The sequence below is a fragment of the Methylobacterium sp. E-016 genome (assembly GCF_022829745.1).
Lineage (GTDB): Bacteria > Pseudomonadota > Alphaproteobacteria > Rhizobiales > Beijerinckiaceae > Methylobacterium.
In genome coordinates this window covers 83,083-97,317 of sequence record NZ_JAKSYF010000172.1, presented here as the reverse complement: position 1 = coordinate 97,317, position 14,235 = coordinate 83,083, and the positions used below count along the sequence as shown (strand labels likewise).

Annotated in this window: 16 protein-coding genes; 9 read left to right on the top strand and 7 right to left on the bottom strand. The window is 72.3% G+C overall.

The annotated features are described in order from the left end of the window. Nucleotides 1-751: TolC family protein (locus MKK68_RS25935; protein WP_244033362.1), on the top strand; the 751-nt coding region annotated here is incomplete at its 5' end. Between the two features lie 208 nt (nucleotides 752-959). Here MKK68_RS25935 and MKK68_RS25930 read toward each other — a convergent pair. Genes MKK68_RS25930 through MKK68_RS25920 form a run of 3 tightly spaced genes read right to left on the bottom strand, consistent with a single transcriptional unit; the run spans nucleotide 960 to nucleotide 4,224 of the window. Further along, the gene (locus tag MKK68_RS25930; protein ID WP_147843099.1) at nucleotides 960-1,427 is read right to left on the bottom strand and encodes a secondary thiamine-phosphate synthase enzyme YjbQ; all 468 of its coding nucleotides are present in this window, start codon (nucleotides 1,425-1,427) and stop codon (nucleotides 960-962) included. Then, nucleotides 1,424-3,175 carry a cisplatin damage response ATP-dependent DNA ligase gene (locus MKK68_RS25925; RefSeq protein WP_244033361.1) on the bottom strand — a complete coding sequence of 584 codons (1,752 nt, stop codon included), beginning with the start codon at nucleotides 3,173-3,175 and terminating at the stop codon, nucleotides 1,424-1,426. Before MKK68_RS25925 ends, MKK68_RS25930 begins: the two co-directional genes overlap by 4 nt. Next, nucleotides 3,172-4,224 (bottom strand): ligase-associated DNA damage response exonuclease, encoded by a 1,053-nt coding sequence (locus tag MKK68_RS25920; RefSeq protein ID WP_244033360.1) that lies wholly within the window; start codon nucleotides 4,222-4,224, stop codon nucleotides 3,172-3,174. The genes MKK68_RS25925 and MKK68_RS25920 overlap by 4 nt, the downstream gene beginning before the upstream one ends. Nucleotides 4,225-4,301: 77 nt before the next feature. Between MKK68_RS25920 and MKK68_RS25915 the strand changes: the two genes are divergently transcribed. Together MKK68_RS25915 and MKK68_RS25910 are read left to right on the top strand one after the other, a co-directional pair. Continuing rightward, on the top strand, nucleotides 4,302-5,249 hold the full coding sequence (locus MKK68_RS25915; protein ID WP_244033359.1) for a class I SAM-dependent DNA methyltransferase: 948 nt from the start codon (nucleotides 4,302-4,304) through the stop codon (nucleotides 5,247-5,249). A 178-nt stretch (nucleotides 5,250-5,427) separates the two neighbouring features. Continuing rightward, nucleotides 5,428-6,195 carry a YoaK family protein gene (locus MKK68_RS25910; RefSeq protein ID WP_147729555.1) on the top strand — a complete coding sequence of 256 codons (768 nt, stop codon included), beginning with the start codon at nucleotides 5,428-5,430 and terminating at the stop codon, nucleotides 6,193-6,195. A 47-nt stretch (nucleotides 6,196-6,242) separates the two neighbouring features. On the opposite strand, the gene arfB is transcribed toward MKK68_RS25910, so the two are convergent. Next, nucleotides 6,243-6,662: an alternative ribosome rescue aminoacyl-tRNA hydrolase ArfB gene (arfB, locus tag MKK68_RS25905; protein WP_147729556.1), complete on the bottom strand. Its 420-nt coding sequence runs from the start codon at nucleotides 6,660-6,662 to the stop codon at nucleotides 6,243-6,245. Nucleotides 6,663-6,680: 18 nt separating this feature from the next. After that, nucleotides 6,681-6,965 carry a BolA family protein gene (locus MKK68_RS25900; protein WP_147729557.1) on the bottom strand — a complete coding sequence of 95 codons (285 nt, stop codon included), beginning with the start codon at nucleotides 6,963-6,965 and terminating at the stop codon, nucleotides 6,681-6,683. Nucleotides 6,966-7,095: 130 nt separating this feature from the next. On the opposite strand from MKK68_RS25900, the gene MKK68_RS25895 reads away from it, so the two are divergent. From MKK68_RS25895 to cobT, 4 genes are all read left to right on the top strand, one after another. Next, entirely contained in the window at nucleotides 7,096-7,758 is a 663-nt protein-coding gene (locus tag MKK68_RS25895) for a J domain-containing protein (protein ID WP_147860001.1), read from the top strand. 262 nt (nucleotides 7,759-8,020) lie between these two features. Continuing rightward, the gene (gene cobS / locus MKK68_RS25890) at nucleotides 8,021-9,004 is read left to right on the top strand and encodes a cobaltochelatase subunit CobS (protein ID WP_147728552.1); all 984 of its coding nucleotides are present in this window, start codon (nucleotides 8,021-8,023) and stop codon (nucleotides 9,002-9,004) included. 18 nt (nucleotides 9,005-9,022) lie between these two features. Next, nucleotides 9,023-9,520, top strand: coding sequence for a DUF29 domain-containing protein (locus MKK68_RS25885; protein WP_243933877.1), 498 nt, complete (start codon nucleotides 9,023-9,025; stop codon nucleotides 9,518-9,520). Between the two features lie 5 nt (nucleotides 9,521-9,525). Next, entirely contained in the window at nucleotides 9,526-11,427 is a 1,902-nt protein-coding gene (cobT, locus tag MKK68_RS25880; protein WP_244033358.1) for a cobaltochelatase subunit CobT, read from the top strand. A 4-nt stretch (nucleotides 11,428-11,431) separates the two neighbouring features. Here the strand turns inward: cobT and MKK68_RS25875 are convergent, their stop codons facing one another. Together MKK68_RS25875 and rpmB are read right to left on the bottom strand one after the other, a co-directional pair. Further along, nucleotides 11,432-12,193 carry a TraX family protein gene (locus tag MKK68_RS25875; RefSeq protein WP_244033357.1) on the bottom strand — a complete coding sequence of 254 codons (762 nt, stop codon included), beginning with the start codon at nucleotides 12,191-12,193 and terminating at the stop codon, nucleotides 11,432-11,434. A 28-nt stretch (nucleotides 12,194-12,221) separates the two neighbouring features. Further along, a complete protein-coding gene (rpmB, locus tag MKK68_RS25870; RefSeq protein WP_147728548.1) occupies nucleotides 12,222-12,533 on the bottom strand; it encodes a 50S ribosomal protein L28 in 312 nt (103 codons plus the stop codon). 468 nt (nucleotides 12,534-13,001) lie between these two features. On the opposite strand from rpmB, the gene MKK68_RS25865 reads away from it, so the two are divergent. Together MKK68_RS25865 and MKK68_RS25860 are read left to right on the top strand one after the other, a co-directional pair. Continuing rightward, entirely contained in the window at nucleotides 13,002-13,880 is an 879-nt protein-coding gene (locus tag MKK68_RS25865; RefSeq protein ID WP_243933383.1) for a DUF3108 domain-containing protein, read from the top strand. Between the two features lie 2 nt (nucleotides 13,881-13,882). Beyond that, nucleotides 13,883-14,218 carry a hypothetical protein gene (locus MKK68_RS25860; protein WP_243933381.1) on the top strand — a complete coding sequence of 112 codons (336 nt, stop codon included), beginning with the start codon at nucleotides 13,883-13,885 and terminating at the stop codon, nucleotides 14,216-14,218. Nucleotides 14,219-14,235 lie beyond the last annotated feature (17 nt).

Below are 14,235 nucleotides of genomic sequence, written 5' to 3'. Positions count from 1 at the left end.
GCCGCTGGAGAAGCAGCTGGCGCAGCAGCGCAACCTCCTGACCGCGCTCGCCGGCCGGCTCCCGAGCGAGGAGGTGGCCGAGACCTTCACCCTCGCGGCCCTGCGCCTGCCGACGAAGGTGCCCGTCAGCCTGCCCTCGCGCCTGGTGCAGCAGCGGCCGGACGTGAAGGCCGCCGAGGCCCTGGTGCAGCAGGCCAGCGCCGGCATCGGCGTCGCGGTGGCGAACCGCCTGCCGCAATTCGCGATCACCGGCGCCGGCGGCTCGAGCGCGGTGCGGCTCGCGCAGATCGCCAACCCGGGCGCCGGGTTCTTCACCATCCTCGGCCAAGCCACCGCGCCGATCTTCGACGCCGGCACGCTCTATCGCCGCCAGCGCGCCTCCGAGGAGACGCTCACCCAGGCCCAGGCCCAGTACCGCGCGGTGGTGATCGCCGCGTTCCAGAACGTGGCCGACGCGCTGCGCGCGCTGCAGGCGGACGCCGGCGCGGTCGCCGCCGCCTCGGCCGCCGAGAAGGCCACCGGCCAGAGCCTCGAGCTGATCCGCAAGCAGTTCTCGGCCGGCGCCGTGAACTCGACCCAGGTGCTGATCGCCCAGCAAGGCTACCTTTCGGCGCTCGTCACCTCGGCCGGCGCGCGCGCGACGCAGTACGCCGACACCGCGGCCCTGTTCCAGGCGCTCGGCGGTGGCTGGTGGAACCGCGCCGACGTCGCCCCGCCCCCGCCCGAGACCGACCCGCTGAAGTTTCTCTAGGCGGCCTCGGCGCAGCCGCCGATCCGGAGCTTGGCGGACGCGCGAGGTGGCAGGGGCGATATCGGCATGGTGACGTCATCGCCGGAGCCGCCTGCGATCGACATCACACCCACGCCGTCATTCCGGGACTGCGAAGCAGAGCCCGGAATGACGGAGCGGGCACGGTCATCCCCGCACGAACAGACCGGACGCGCGGGGCGATCCGCCCTCAAGCCCCCGCCACCACCAGGACGATCTCCCGGCGATGCGGCCGGTCGCGGTGCTCGATCAGGTACACGCCCTGCCAGGTGCCGAGGGCGAGGCGGCCGTCCAGAACGGGAATCGTCAGCGCGGAATCGGTGACCATCGTGCGGATGTGGGCGGGCATGTCGTCCGGCCCTTCCGCGCCGTGGACGTAGGCGACGTGGCGCGGGGCGAGACCGTCCAGCGCCGTCATCAGGTCGGCCTGCACGTCGGGGTCGGCGTTCTCCTGGATGGTCAGCGAAGCCGAGGTGTGCCGGCAGAACACCGTGGCGACGCCGTCGCGGACGCCGCTGCCGCGCACGAAGGCGGCAACCGCGTCCGTGAACTCGGTGAAGCCCGGACCCGGCGTCGCGATCGTCAGCCGCGCGCCGGCCTGCCGCCGGATCTCGCCCGAAAACAGGGTCTCGACGGGTCCCACCGTGCCGCGCTTCATTCCGTCGTCTCCAGGGTCGTGCCCGGCATCGTCTCGCGCTCGCCCCGCGCCAGGATGCGTTCCAGAAGATCGATCCGGTCGGCCTCGGCCGCCGGCTTGTCCCAGCGGATGCGGCTGACGCGGGGGAATCGCATCGCGACGCCCGACTTGTGCCGGGTCGAGCGTTGCACGCCCTCGAAGGCGATCTCCAGCACCAATCCGCCCTCCATCCCGTAGCTGACCTCGCGCACCGGGCCGAAGCGCTTGACCGTGTGGTTGCGGACGTAGCGGTCGAGCTTGGCCAGCTCGGCGTCGGTGAAGCCGTGATAGGCTTTGCCCACCGGCACCAGCTCGGGGCCGCCCGCGCCGTCCCGCCACACCCCGAACGTGTAGTCGGAGTAGAACGACGAGCGCTTCCCGTGCCCGCGCTGGGCGTACATCATCACCGCGTCGACCAGATGCGGCTCGCGCTTCCACTTCCACCACGGGCCCTTGGGGCGGCCGGGCAGGTACGGGCTGTCGCGGCGCTTGAGCATCACGCCCTCGATCGCGTCGGCGTCGTCGCCCGCCCCGACCGCGGCCGGGTCGGCCCGCGCCGCCGCGAGATCGTCCCAGGTCGCGAACGGCACCAGCGGCGACACGTCGATCCGGGCGTGGTCGAGCGTCGCCACGAACGCCTCCAGCCGGGCGCGCCGCTCCAGGAAGCCGAGGGCCCGCAGGTCCTCTCCGTCGGCGGTCAGCAGGTCGTAGGCGCGCACATGGGCCGGGAACTCCTCCGTCAGCTTGCCCGTCACCGCCTTGCGGTTGAGGCGCTGCTGCAGGACGTTGAAGCTCTGCACGCGGCCCTCGCGCAGGATCAGCAGCTCGCCGTCCAGCGTGCCGGTGAAGGTGACGGCCTCGGCGAGGTCGGGAAAGGCGCCGGAGATGTCCTCGCCGGTGCGCGAGTAGATCCGCGCCACCTGCCCGCCCGCCGCGTCGCGCCCGCCGACGAGCTGAACGCGGATGCCGTCCCACTTCCACTCGCCGGAGAAGTCGGCCGGGGCGAGCTTGTCGAAGTCGGTCTCCTCCTCGATCGGGTGCGACAGCATCGGCGGCCGGAACGGGGCCGGGTTCAGGGTCTCGGGCCGCGGGCCGCGCCCCTCCGCCCAGGCGAACAGGGTCTCGAACGGCGCCCTGAGCCCGTGCCAGACCTCCTCGACCGCGTCCGCCTCGTGGCCGCCGAGCGCGCCGACCGCGGTCTTGGCGAGCCGGGCCGAGACGCCGACGCGCAGGTTCCCGGTCACGAGCTTCAGGAGCGCCCACCGCCCGGTCTCGTCCAGCGCGTCGAGCCAGGTCGCCAGGTGGCCGGGCAGGTCGGCCTTGCGGATGGTGGACAGGGTCTCGACCACCTCGGCGAGCGTCGGCACGTGCGGGGGCGGGTTGTTGTGGCCGGGGCCGGGCGCGCCGACCGGCCCCCCCTCCCGCTCGGGAGAGGGGGCCGGCGCTGCGTCCGCGACGGGCCCCGGCCAGATCAGCGCGGTCGTCTCGGCGAGGTCGCCGACGTAGTTGTGCGAGAGCCGGAACAGCACCGGGTCGATCCGGGCCTCGACGAGGCCGCGGATCAGCGCGGGCTTGGCCTCGCGAAAGCTCAGGGTGCCGGTCATCGCCGCGAGCGCGTAGCCGCGCTCCGGGTCGGGCGTGCGGGCGAAGTAATCCTGCAGCAGCCGCAGCTTGGCGTTGCGGCGCGGCTCGTAGGCCAGGCGGTCGAGGAGCTCGGCGAACTCGTTCACGCGGCGGCCTCTTCGGCGGCGTCCCCGGCGGCCGGCTCGGCCTCGCCGTCGTCGCCGTAGCCCAGCATGTGCAGCGGCTTGGCCTTGATCCCTTGGCTTCCGCACCAGTGCACCAGCGCGTCCTCCTGCCCGTGCGTCACCCAGACCTCGCCGGCCCCCGTCTCGCGGATGGTGCGGCAGAGATCCGGCCAGTCGGCGTGGTCGGAGATCACCAGCGGCAGCTCGACGCCCTTCTGGCGGGCGCGGGCCCGCACCCGCATCCAGCCCGAGGCGAAGCTCGTGACGGGATCGGGGAATTTTCGCGACCACACGTCCTGGATCGAGGAGGGCGGGCACAGCACGATGGCCCCCTTCAGGCTCGCCCGGTCGGCCGCCGCCACCTTGGGGGTCTCGCCGAGCGCGAAGCCCTCGCGCTTGTACAGCTCGGTCAGCTTCTCCATCGCCCCGTGCAGGTGGATCGGCCGGTCGTAGCCGGCCTCGCGCAGCAGCATCATCACCCGCTGCGCCTTGCCGAGCGCGTAGGCGCCGACGATGTGGGCGCGCTCCGGGAACAGCGCAACGGAATCGAGGAGCTTGCGCACCTCCGCCGCGGTGTCGGGCATGCGGAACACCGGCAGGCCGAAGGTCGCCTCGGTGATGAACACGTCGCACGGCACCACCTCGAACGGCAGGCAGGTCGGGTCGCGCGCGCGCTTGTAGTCGCCCGACACCACGACGCGCACGCCCCCGGCCTCGATCCCGATCTGCGCCGAGCCGAGCACGTGGCCGGCGGGGGCGAACCGCACCGTCACGTCGCCGATGCGGATCGGCGCGCCGAGCGCCGCCTCCTGGCGCGCACGGCAGAAGTCCTCGCCGTAGCGCACCGCCATGATGCGCAGGGTCTCGCCGGTGGCCAGCACGCTGCCGTGGCCGGCCCGGGCGTGGTCGGCATGGCCGTGGCTGATCAGCGCCCGCTCGACCGGCCAGGTCGGGTCGACGTGGAAGCGCCCGAGCGGGCAGTACAGCCCCTCGCGGGTGAGGGTGAGAAGGTCGCCGGCGCGAAGCGTCATCGGTCCCGTGGTGACGGTGGATGGGATCGGGGGTGATATAGGGCGTCGTCCCGACGAGACCCGGATCGATCCCCACCATGTCCCAGACCGGCTCCGGCGACCTGCTGGCCGACCGCCGCTTCGCCTATGCCGAGGCGTGCCTGGCCGAGGGCGATTGCGTCGGCGCCGCCGAGATGGCGGAGCAGGCGCTCGAGCGCGCCCCGCGCTTCGCCGCCGCCTGGGTCCTGCTCGGGCGGGCCCGCGAGGCGCGCTACGCCGCCGGGGCCGCGGCCGGCACCGCCGAGCCGGGCCTGTTCCAGGCGGCGTTGCGCGCCTACGAGACCGCCCGCGACCTCGACCCCGAGGACACGCTCGGCATGCTCGTCCACCTCGCGCGCCTCGGTGGCGACGCGGCGCTGCCGGTCCTGTCGCCGGCCTATCTGCGCGCGCTGTTCGACGGCTATGCCGGACGCTTCGAGCGCCACCTCGTGGAGGGCCTGGGCTATTGCGGCCCGGCGCTCCTCTGCGCGGCACTCGATGCGGACGGCCCCCGGCGATACCGCGACGCGATCGATCTCGGCTGCGGCACCGGCCTGATGGGCGCCGCGCTCGGCCCCCGCGTCGAACGGCTCACCGGCGTCGACCTCGCGCCGGCGATGCTGGCGCTCGCCCGGCGGAAGGGCATCTATGCCCGTCTCGTCGAGGCGGGGATCGACGGGTTCCTGGCCGAGGCGCCGGCGGCCTCCGCCGACCTCTGCGTCGCGGCCGACGTCTTCATCTACGTCGGCGCGCTCGAGGGCGTGCTCGCCGGGATCGCGCGGGTGCTGCGCCCGGGCGGGCGCGTCGCCTTCACGGTGCAGTCGCACGACGGCGCCGGCGTCGTGCTCGGGCCGGACGGGCGCTACGCCCACGCCGATGCCTGCATCGCGAAGGCCGCGGCCCAGGCCGGCCTCGCCGACCTCGCGCTCCGCCCGGCGGCGGTCCGGCGCGAGCGCGGCCACGACGTTCCCGGCCGAACGGTGATCGCAGTCAAACCCGAGACGTGACGCAGTTTAATCCCTGCGCCGCACAGCAACGTGAGGAAAAACACGCCGCCGTGATGAGCAGGTTGAACCTTGGCCGTGCTCGACCCTTTATAGCCGGCGATTCCGCCAAGACCCGTTCAACGATCTGCGCCTTCCTGCGGGGGCGCGGGCGCGACCCACGACGCTTGCGAGGTATTCCATGGTGAACGAGAAGACCGCTCCCGGCGATCCGCCGGACAAGGCCTTCCCGGCGAGCGCGGCGACCCGCATCCCGCTCGCGATCGTGCTCGCGTTCCTGGCCGGCGCGACGGACTCGATCGGCTTCCTCGAGTTCTCGCAGCTGTTCATGTCTTTCATGTCCGGCAACACCACCCGCTTCGGCGTCGCCGTCGCCAACGCCGACTGGGAGAACACCGCCCGCGTCGTCACGGTGATCCTGGTGTTCTGCTTCGGCGCCTTCCTCGGGACGCTGATCGCCGCCTGGGTCGGCCGCTGGCGACTCTCGGTGCTGCTGACGATCGAGGCCGCGCTGCTGGCGCTCGGCCTGCTGATGCCCTGGGGCACCTTCGCCTTCCCGCTGCACGCCTACCCGATCGTGCTGGCGCTCGGCCTGCAGAACGCGATCCTTCAGGACGAGGGCGGCCGCAGCATCGCGCTCACCTACGTCACCGGCGCGGTGGTCCGCTTCGGCACCGGCATGGCCAACCTGATCCTCGGGACGGTCGCGTCCTCGTTCTGGATCCAGGCGCCGCTCTGGGCCGGGCTCTCCTCCGGCGCGGTCGTCGGCGGCCTGCTGCAGATCCGCTACGGCGAGACCGCCTTCCTGTTCCCGGCGGCGCTCGCCGCCCTGCTCGCCGTGGTCGCGGTGATCCTGACGATCGCCAAGCCCGGCAGCACGCTGGTCGCCGGCTCCTCGCCGGCCCCCGACGCCAGCCCCGACGCGAAGGCGATCGACGCGATCCACTGATCGCCCTCTCTTCCCCTCCCCCCTCTGCGGGGGGAGGAAAGAAACGCTCAATCCACCGGCGCCCCACGCAGGCGCTTGGTCGCGCCGCGCTGGGTCTTGGCCTCGAGCCGGCGCTTCTTCGAGGCGAGGGTCGGACGCGTGGCCCGGCGCGGCACCGGGGGCACCGCGGCTTCGGCGACGAGCTTGGCCAGCCGCTCGCGGGCGTCGGCGCGGTTGCGCTCCTGCGTGCGGAACTGCTGGGCGCTGATCACCAGGACGCCGTCGGCGGTGAGCCGGCGCCCGGCGAGCCGCATCAGCCGCACCGCGACCGCGTCCGGGAGCGCAGCGGAGCGACGCACGTCGAAGCGCAGCTGCACCGCGGTCGAGAGCTTGTTGACGTTCTGGCCGCCGGGACCCGACGCCCGCACGAAGGTCTCGTGCAGCTCCGCCTCGTCGATGGCGATCTGGGGCGTGCAGACCAGGGCCACGGCCCCCTCCCCTCCGGCTCAGCCGGCTTCCGCCGGGGTGCGCGCCTTCACGGCCAGCGCATGGAGGCCGCGCGCGAACGCTTCGGCCATCAGCGCGTTGACGACGCGGTGACGGTCGACGCGGCTCTTCCCCTCGAAGGCGGCCGAGACCACATCGATGCGAAAGTGCGTCTCGCCCCCCGGCCGCGCGCCGGAATGGCCGGCATGCAGGTGGGATTCATCCACCACCGAGAGGCGCGCGGGCGCGAGTTCCGCCGCCAGCTTGCCCTCGATCCAGTCCCGCAGCGTCGCTGTCTCGGTCATCCGCCCGTCCCTCGTCTCACCCGAACAGCCGCGTCACTAAGCGGCCGGGCCGTCAAGCCCGTTCGCCCGCATGCGTCATCAGGCCCGGCGCCCTTGTGTCTCGGGTCCGCCCCCTCATAATCGCCCCGTCATGGATCTCAACTCGCCCCTGTTCGACAGCATCCGCATCCGGCGCACCTGCGACGAGCCGAAGACCGCGGCCGGCAAGACCGCCGGCGGGAAGACCGCGAGCGGCAAGCCCGCCGGCACCTGCGAGGCGGAGGGCTGCACCCATGCGGGCCTGTTCCGCGCGCCCAAGGGCCGCCGCGCCGAAGGGCAGTACTGGAACTTCTGCATCGACCACGTGAAGGCCTACAACGCCACGTACAACTACTTCGACGGCATGAACGACGACGCCGTCCAGGCCTTCCAGAAGGACGCGATCATCGGCCACCGCCCGACCTGGGCGATGGGCGTCAACCGCCCGGCGAGCGCCAAGGCGGCCGACGCGCCGCCGCGCGACTGGGCCTATGTCGACCCGCTCGGCGTGCTGCGCGCCGAGGGCGTCGGCGGCGCCCGCGGGCGGCAGGCCCCGGCCGAGCCCGCGCGCCCGAAGCTCTCGGCGACCGTGCGACGGGCGCTCGACGTGCTCGGCCTCGAGGAAGGCGCCGACACCGCCGCGATCAAGGCGCAGTACAAGTCCCTGGTGAAGCGCTTCCACCCCGACGCCAACGGCGGCGACCGCTCGTTCGAGGAGCGCCTGCGCGACATCATCCGGGCGCACGACGTGCTGCGCGCGGCCGGGCTCTGCTGAGGCGGCTCGGCACGATCGATGCAAAGTCGACCGTCGCGCCGTCGTCGGCGGCTTTCGCGCGCGGACGACCGGCAATTTTCGATTGCAGGCCTATATGGGGGTCTTGCACCCGATCCGGCCCGTCTGTGGCGCCCCGGCGCGACGACGTTTAAGGAAGGGCCTGCATCCCGGCAGCGACTGGCCGGCGAGGCGAGGCCCGAGACAAGTTCCGCGCGGCTTTCGATCCGATGCCCTTCGGAAGACCGCCCCTACGAGGTTCCGTATGCTCTCTGACGACAAGCCCGCCATGCTCCCCGACCGCACCGTCTCCGTCCGCGCCACCTTCGGCATCGACATCGACCTCGAGGTTCCCGCGTTCGCCGAGACCAGCGAGCACGTGCCGGATCTCGATGCGGACTACATCTTCGACCGCGAGACGACGCTGGCGATCCTGGCGGGCTTCGCGCGCAACCGCCGCGTCATGGTCACCGGCTATCACGGCACCGGCAAGTCGACCCATATCGAGCAGGTCGCCGCCCGGCTGAACTGGCCCTGCGTGCGGATCAACCTCGACAGCCACGTCTCGCGCATCGACCTCGTCGGCAAGGACGCGATCGTGCTGCAGGACGGCAAGCAGATCACCGCCTTCCAGGACGGGATCCTGCCCTGGGCGCTGCAGAACAACGTCGCGCTGGTCTTCGACGAGTACGATGCCGGACGGCCCGACGTGATGTTCGTGATCCAGCGCGTGCTGGAGCTCTCCGGTCGCCTGACGCTGCTCGACCAGAAGCGGGTCATCCGCCCGCACCCGGCCTTCCGGCTGTTCGCCACCGCCAACACGGTGGGCCTCGGCGACACCTCGGGCCTCTATCACGGCACCCAGCAGATCAACCAGGGCCAGATGGACCGCTGGTCGATCGTCACCACCCTGAACTATCTGCCGCACGACCGCGAGGTCGACATCGTGCTGTCGAAGGCGCTGCACTACAAGGGCGACCCCGGCCGCGACATCGTCAGCCGCATGGTCCGCGTCGCCGACCTGACCCGCAACGCCTTCATGAACGGCGACCTCTCGACGGTGATGAGCCCGCGCACGGTGATCACCTGGGCCGAGAACGCCGACATCTTCCGCGACATCGGCTTCGCCTTCCGGGTCACCTTCCTCAACAAGTGCGACGAGCTGGAGCGGACGCTGGTCGCAGAGTTCTACCAGCGCGCCTTCGGCAAGGAGCTGCCCGAGAGCGCGATGAACGTCGCGCTGAGCTGATCGACGATGGAGGAATCGATGGCGCAGGTTGCTTCGGGCCCGGAGACGGAGCCAGCCGGCTTCGCGTCGCCGCGCGCGGGTACGCGCCACGAAGCTGACCTCTACACGTGGGTGCAGGAGCAAGTGGCCCACCTTCGCGCTGGCCGGGTCGAGGTTCTCGATCTCGACAACATCGCTGAGGAACTGAGCGACGTGGGTTCGGAGCAGTACGATAAGCTAGAGAGCGCGATCGAGGTCCTGCTCGCCCATGCCCTGAAGTGGGACTTCCAGCCGGAACGCCGGAGCAGGAGCTGGGCGTTGACCATCGCGGAGCAGCGCCTGCGGATCGAGAGGCAGTTGCGCAAGAACCCCGGCCTGAAGTCGCGCATCGCGGAGGCGGTCACGGACGGATTCCGGACCGGCAGGCTTCGGGCTGCGCGCGAGATGCGTCGCTCGCTCGAGACCCTCCCCACCGACAATCCCTACGCCTGGGACGACATCCTGAACCGCCCCTTCGAACTCGACGCCGACCGGTAGCCCACATGTCCATCTCTAACCGCAAGCCGGGCGAGCGCCGCGAGCCGGTCGCCGAGCCCCTGAAGCGCTCGGTCGCCGGGTGCCTGCGCGCCATCGCCAAGCGCTCCGAGGTCGAGGTCACCTACGCCACCGACCGGCCGGCGCTGACCGGCGACAAGGCGCGCCTGCCCGAGCCGCCGCGCAAGCTCACGGTCGGGGACGTCGCGGTGCTCCGCGGCAACGCCGACGCCATGGCCCTGCGCCTGGGCTGCCACGACATCGCCGTCCACCGCCGGCTCGCGCCTGAGAATTCCGCGGCGCGCGCGGTGTTCGACGCGGTCGAGCAGGCCCGCGTCGAGGCGATCGGCTCGCGGCGGATGTCGGGCGTCGCCACCAACATCTCCGCGATGCTGGAGGACCGCTACCACCGCGGCGGCAAGTACGAGACCATCACCGACCGCGCCGACGCGCCGATGGAGGATGCCGTCGCGCTGATGGTGCGCGAGCGCCTGACCGGCCAGAAGCCGCCGGAGGCCGCCAAGCGCATCGTCGAGCTGTGGCGCGCGCACATTGAGGACAAGGCCGGCCCGAACCTCGACGGGCTGATCGGCTCGATCGAGGATCAGCGCGGGTTCGGCCGCTCGGTGCGCGAGCTGCTCTCCTCCCTCGACATGGCCGACGAGACCCCGTTCGACCCCGAGGACGATGAGAACGACGACGAGAACGAGGCCCAGGACGACGAGCAGACCCCGAGCGAGGGCGATGCCGAGGAGCAGAGCCAGGGCGACCGCGCCGAGGTCGAGACCTCGGAGGAGGCCTCCGACGACATCGAGGAAGGCGCGCAGGAGGCGGCCGACGCACCGTCCGGCGAGCTTCCCGAGGAATCCGAGGACGCGGATTCCGAGGAGGCCTCCGAATCCTGGCGGCCGCCGTCGAAGGTCGCCAACGAGCTGCGCGGGCCGGACTACCGGGTGTTCAATCCGAGGTTCGACGAGGTGATCCACGCCGAGGACCTGTGCGACGCCGAGGAGCTGGCGCGGCTGCGCAGCTACCTCGACAAGCAGCTGTCGCATCTCCAGGGCGTGGTCGGGCGGCTGGCCAACCGCCTCCAGCGCCGGCTGCTGGCGCAGCAGAACCGCGCCTGGGACTTCGACCTCGAAGAAGGCCAGATCGACCCGGCGCGCCTGGTGCGCGTGGTCATCGACCCGTTCCAGCCGCTGTCCTTCAAGCAGGAGAAGGACACGAACTTCCGCGACACCGTGGTGACGCTGCTGCTCGACAATTCCGGCTCGATGCGGGGGCGCCCGATCACCGTCGCCGCGACCTGCGCCGACATCCTGGCCCGCACCCTCGAGCGCTGCGGCGTGAAGGTCGAGATCCTGGGCTTCACCACCCGCGCCTGGAAGGGCGGCCAGTCGCGCGAGGCGTGGCTCGCCGCCGGCAAGCCGAACGCGCCGGGCCGCCTCAACGACCTGCGCCACATCGTCTACAAGAGCGCCGACGCGCCCTGGCGCCGGGCGCGCAAGAATCTCGGGCTGATGATGCGCGAGGGCCTGCTCAAGGAGAACATCGACGGCGAGGCGCTGGACTGGGCGCACAAGCGCGTCCTGGCCCGGCCCGAGCAGCGCAAGATCATGATGGTGATCTCGGACGGCGCGCCGGTCGACGACTCGACGCTGTCGGTCAACGCCGGCAACTATCTCGAGCGCCACCTGCGCTGGATGATCGAGGAGATCGAGCAGCGCTCGCCGGTGGAGCTGCTGGCCATCGGCATCGGCCACGACGTGACCCGCTACTACCGTCGCGCGGTCACGATCATCGACGCCGAGGAGCTCGGCGGCGCGATGACGGAAAAGCTCGCCGAGCTGTTCGAGGAGGATGCCGCCGGCCGCGCCCCGATGCGCGCCGCCGGCGGACGCCGGCGCTGACGCCTCAAGCCAGCGCCCGCAGGGCGATCAGCACGGCGAGGTGCCCCGGGTAGAACGCCTGCAGCGCGTAGGGCGGCAGGAAGCGCGGTCGGCCGCGCAGCCGGAGGGCGGCGAGCAGGATTAGGGGGACGCCGATCCCGATCGTCGCGGCGTCGGCGAGCGCCGAGAGGGACGCGGCCTCGCCCCGCGGGTGCCAGCTGTGCCAGTTCAGCCCGACGATCGCGGCGACGAGCCAGGCGCCGTAGGCGCGCGGTTCGCGGAGCGCCAGAAGGATCGCCGCCGGCAGCAGGATGCCGGCCAGGCCGAAATCCACCGCCGTCTTGGCGAGCGCCGGGGCGAGGAACACCACGGCGAGGCCGAGCGCCAGGGCCGCGTGGCGTAGCGGAGGGCGTCCCCTCTCGAGCGCGGTCGCGAACGCGATGCCCGCCGCCAGGGTGAACAGGATCGACCCCTCGGTCGTGCCGAAGGGGAAGGCGGCGGCGTAGATCGCCTGCGTCGGCACCGCGAGGGCGAGCAGCGCCAGCCCGTAGCGGCCGGGATCGGCGCCGCGCAGGATGTGCAGCACGGACACCACGCAGAACAGCGGGAAGGCGATCCGCCCGAGCCGCCACAGGGCGACGGCGTGGCCGTCGAGCAGGATGGTGTCGACGTGGTCGCCGACCATCAGCACGGCGGCGGCCCCCTTGATCGCGTCGAGGGGCGCGCCGGCGAACGACGCGGCGGGCACGAAAAAACCGCCGGCATGGGGGTCCATGCGGCGGTTCATGATCTCACATCGCCCGGAGGCGACCGCTTCAGGCGGCGACGGCGTCCGGAGCCGCGGTCTCGCCGAGCTTCTTGTGGATCTCGCGCTTGAGGAGCTTGGCCGTCTGCGACAGCTCGACCTCGTGCGCCTTCACGAGGAAGGCGTCGAGGCCGCCGCGGTGCTCGACCGAGCGGAGCGCGTGCGCGGTGACGCGCAGGCGCACGCGGCGGTTCAGCGCGTCCGAGGTCAGCGTGACGTTGCAGAGGTTCGGCAGGAACCGGCACTTCGTCTTGCGGTTCGAATGGCTCACGAGGTGGCCGACCTGAACGGCCTTGCCGGTGAGTTCGCAGCGGCGTGCCATGATAACGCTATCCTGTCTCGTTCCTGGGCGATGCGGACCCGCCCTCCCGGGCCGGATGCGCCGCCTGCGCGGCCCCACCCGAACGTCGTTCCAGGTCTCGCGCAGTCGTGTCTGAGTGGCGGCCTATAGGCGAGACGGCCCGGGACCGTCAAGGCAAAACCCGACCGGGCGCCCGGATTGGGGGCGCCTGCGGACGCGCACGACGCCGCCGGCGTCGCGGCGCGTGCCGTCGCCCGGTCGATATGAGCACGGAACGGCCGAGGGTCCAAGCGCGGAGGCGGGAAGGCTCGCGCGGGCGACGCCGCCTCGGCCCTGAGGCGACCCGCCGGCCCGGCGGCCACGGGCCCTGGGCGTGCGCGGAACGGCCTGTTAACCATGCGCCTCGGATAACCGTCGCCTGGGCAGCCCCGGGGCTCCGCGTCGTCGGGGCCGGTGCCCGGACGACCTCGTGAGGATGCGATTCGGACCATGAGCGCCCGCCCCCACCGCAGCGCCTTCCCACTGATGCGCCTCGTTCTCGCCGCCGCCCTCGGCGCCGGCGCCCTCTCGCCGGCCGAGGCGCGGGAGCGCAAGGCCGCGCCCGCCAGCATCGCCGTCGATTACGGCATCGCACTCGCCGGCCTGTCGATCGGCACTGCGCGGCTCGCCGGCACCTTCGAGAACGCGAAGTACCGCGTCGACGTCTCGGCGACGCTGACCGGTCTCGTCGGCGCGATCACCGGCGGCCAGGGCTCGGCCCGCTCCGCCGGGATCATCGCCGCCGCGCCGCAGCCCAACACCTTCTCGATCGCGACGCGGACCGCCAATTCGGGGATCGCCGTGCGCATGGCGCTCGCCCACGGCAACGTCACCCAGTCCGAGGTCACACCGCCGCTGGTCGACATGGACGACCGCGTGCCGGTGACGCCCGCCAACAAGCGCGGGATCATGGACCCCGCCAGCGCCCTGCTGATGCCGGCCCAGGCCTCCGGCGATCTGACCAACCCGGACAATTGCAACCGCACGCTGCCGGTCTTCGACGGCGCGACCCGCTTCAACGTGGTCCTGAGCTACGGCGAGACCCGGGCGGTGGAGAAGCCGGGCTATTCCGGCCCGGTGCTGGTCTGCAACGCCCGCTACCAGGCGGTCGCCGGCCACCGGCCGGACCGGCCCGGGGTGCGCTTCATGGAGGAGAACCGCGACATGTCGGTCTGGCTCGCGCCGGTCGAGGGCACGCGGATGCTGGTGCCGATGCGCATCTCGGTGCGCACCACGGTGGGCACAAACATCATCGAGGCGACCCGCTGGGTGCGCGGCGCGGCCACCGCCGAGGCGCCGGCCACCACCGGCAGCCTCGCGAGCCGCTGAGGATGCGCGGCGCCGCGCTCGCGACGATCCTGGCGGCCTTCGCGCTGCTCGCATCCGGCCCGCGCCCGGCCGCGGCCGCGCCGCTGGAGGCCGGCGCCAGCCCCTGCGGCGGAAACGCCTACTCCTCCGCCGAGGTGACGGAGGGTCGCGGACGGCGGCGCGGGCCGCTCACCGCCGTGCCGGACACGCTCTGCGCCGACATCGAGACCGGGCAGCCGCCGACGCGGATCGAGCTCTACGGCATCCCGGATCGCGACGGATCGGCTTACGGCCTTGGCGGAGCGCCCGGAAGCGCCCCATATGAGCGCTCGTTCCGGCGCCGGCCGTCGGCCGACTGACGATCTCGCCCTTCCGG

Bases quoted from the DNA above. Each gene is read 5' to 3' on its own strand.
- MKK68_RS25895 (WP_147860001.1), top strand. From the start codon at position 7,096: ATGGATCTCAACTCGCCCCTGTTCGACAGCATCCGCATCCGGCGCACC.
- MKK68_RS25900 (WP_147729557.1), bottom strand. From the start codon at position 6,965: ATGACCGAGACAGCGACGCTGCGGGACTGGATCGAGGGCAAGCTGGCG.
- rpmB (WP_147728548.1), bottom strand. From the start codon at position 12,533: ATGGCACGCCGCTGCGAACTCACCGGCAAGGCCGTTCAGGTCGGCCAC.
- MKK68_RS25915 (WP_244033359.1), top strand. From the start codon at position 4,302: ATGTCCCAGACCGGCTCCGGCGACCTGCTGGCCGACCGCCGCTTCGCC.
- MKK68_RS25885 (WP_243933877.1), top strand. From the start codon at position 9,023: ATGGCGCAGGTTGCTTCGGGCCCGGAGACGGAGCCAGCCGGCTTCGCG.
- MKK68_RS25930 (WP_147843099.1), bottom strand. From the start codon at position 1,427: ATGAAGCGCGGCACGGTGGGACCCGTCGAGACCCTGTTTTCGGGCGAG.
- MKK68_RS25920 (WP_244033360.1), bottom strand. From the start codon at position 4,224: ATGACGCTTCGCGCCGGCGACCTTCTCACCCTCACCCGCGAGGGGCTG.
- MKK68_RS25910 (WP_147729555.1), top strand. From the start codon at position 5,428: ATGGTGAACGAGAAGACCGCTCCCGGCGATCCGCCGGACAAGGCCTTC.
- MKK68_RS25875 (WP_244033357.1), bottom strand. From the start codon at position 12,193: ATGAACCGCCGCATGGACCCCCATGCCGGCGGTTTTTTCGTGCCCGCC.
- MKK68_RS25860 (WP_243933381.1), top strand. From the start codon at position 13,883: ATGCGCGGCGCCGCGCTCGCGACGATCCTGGCGGCCTTCGCGCTGCTC.
- MKK68_RS25865 (WP_243933383.1), top strand. From the start codon at position 13,002: ATGAGCGCCCGCCCCCACCGCAGCGCCTTCCCACTGATGCGCCTCGTT.
- cobT (WP_244033358.1), top strand. From the start codon at position 9,526: ATGTCCATCTCTAACCGCAAGCCGGGCGAGCGCCGCGAGCCGGTCGCC.
- cobS (WP_147728552.1), top strand. From the start codon at position 8,021: ATGCTCTCTGACGACAAGCCCGCCATGCTCCCCGACCGCACCGTCTCC.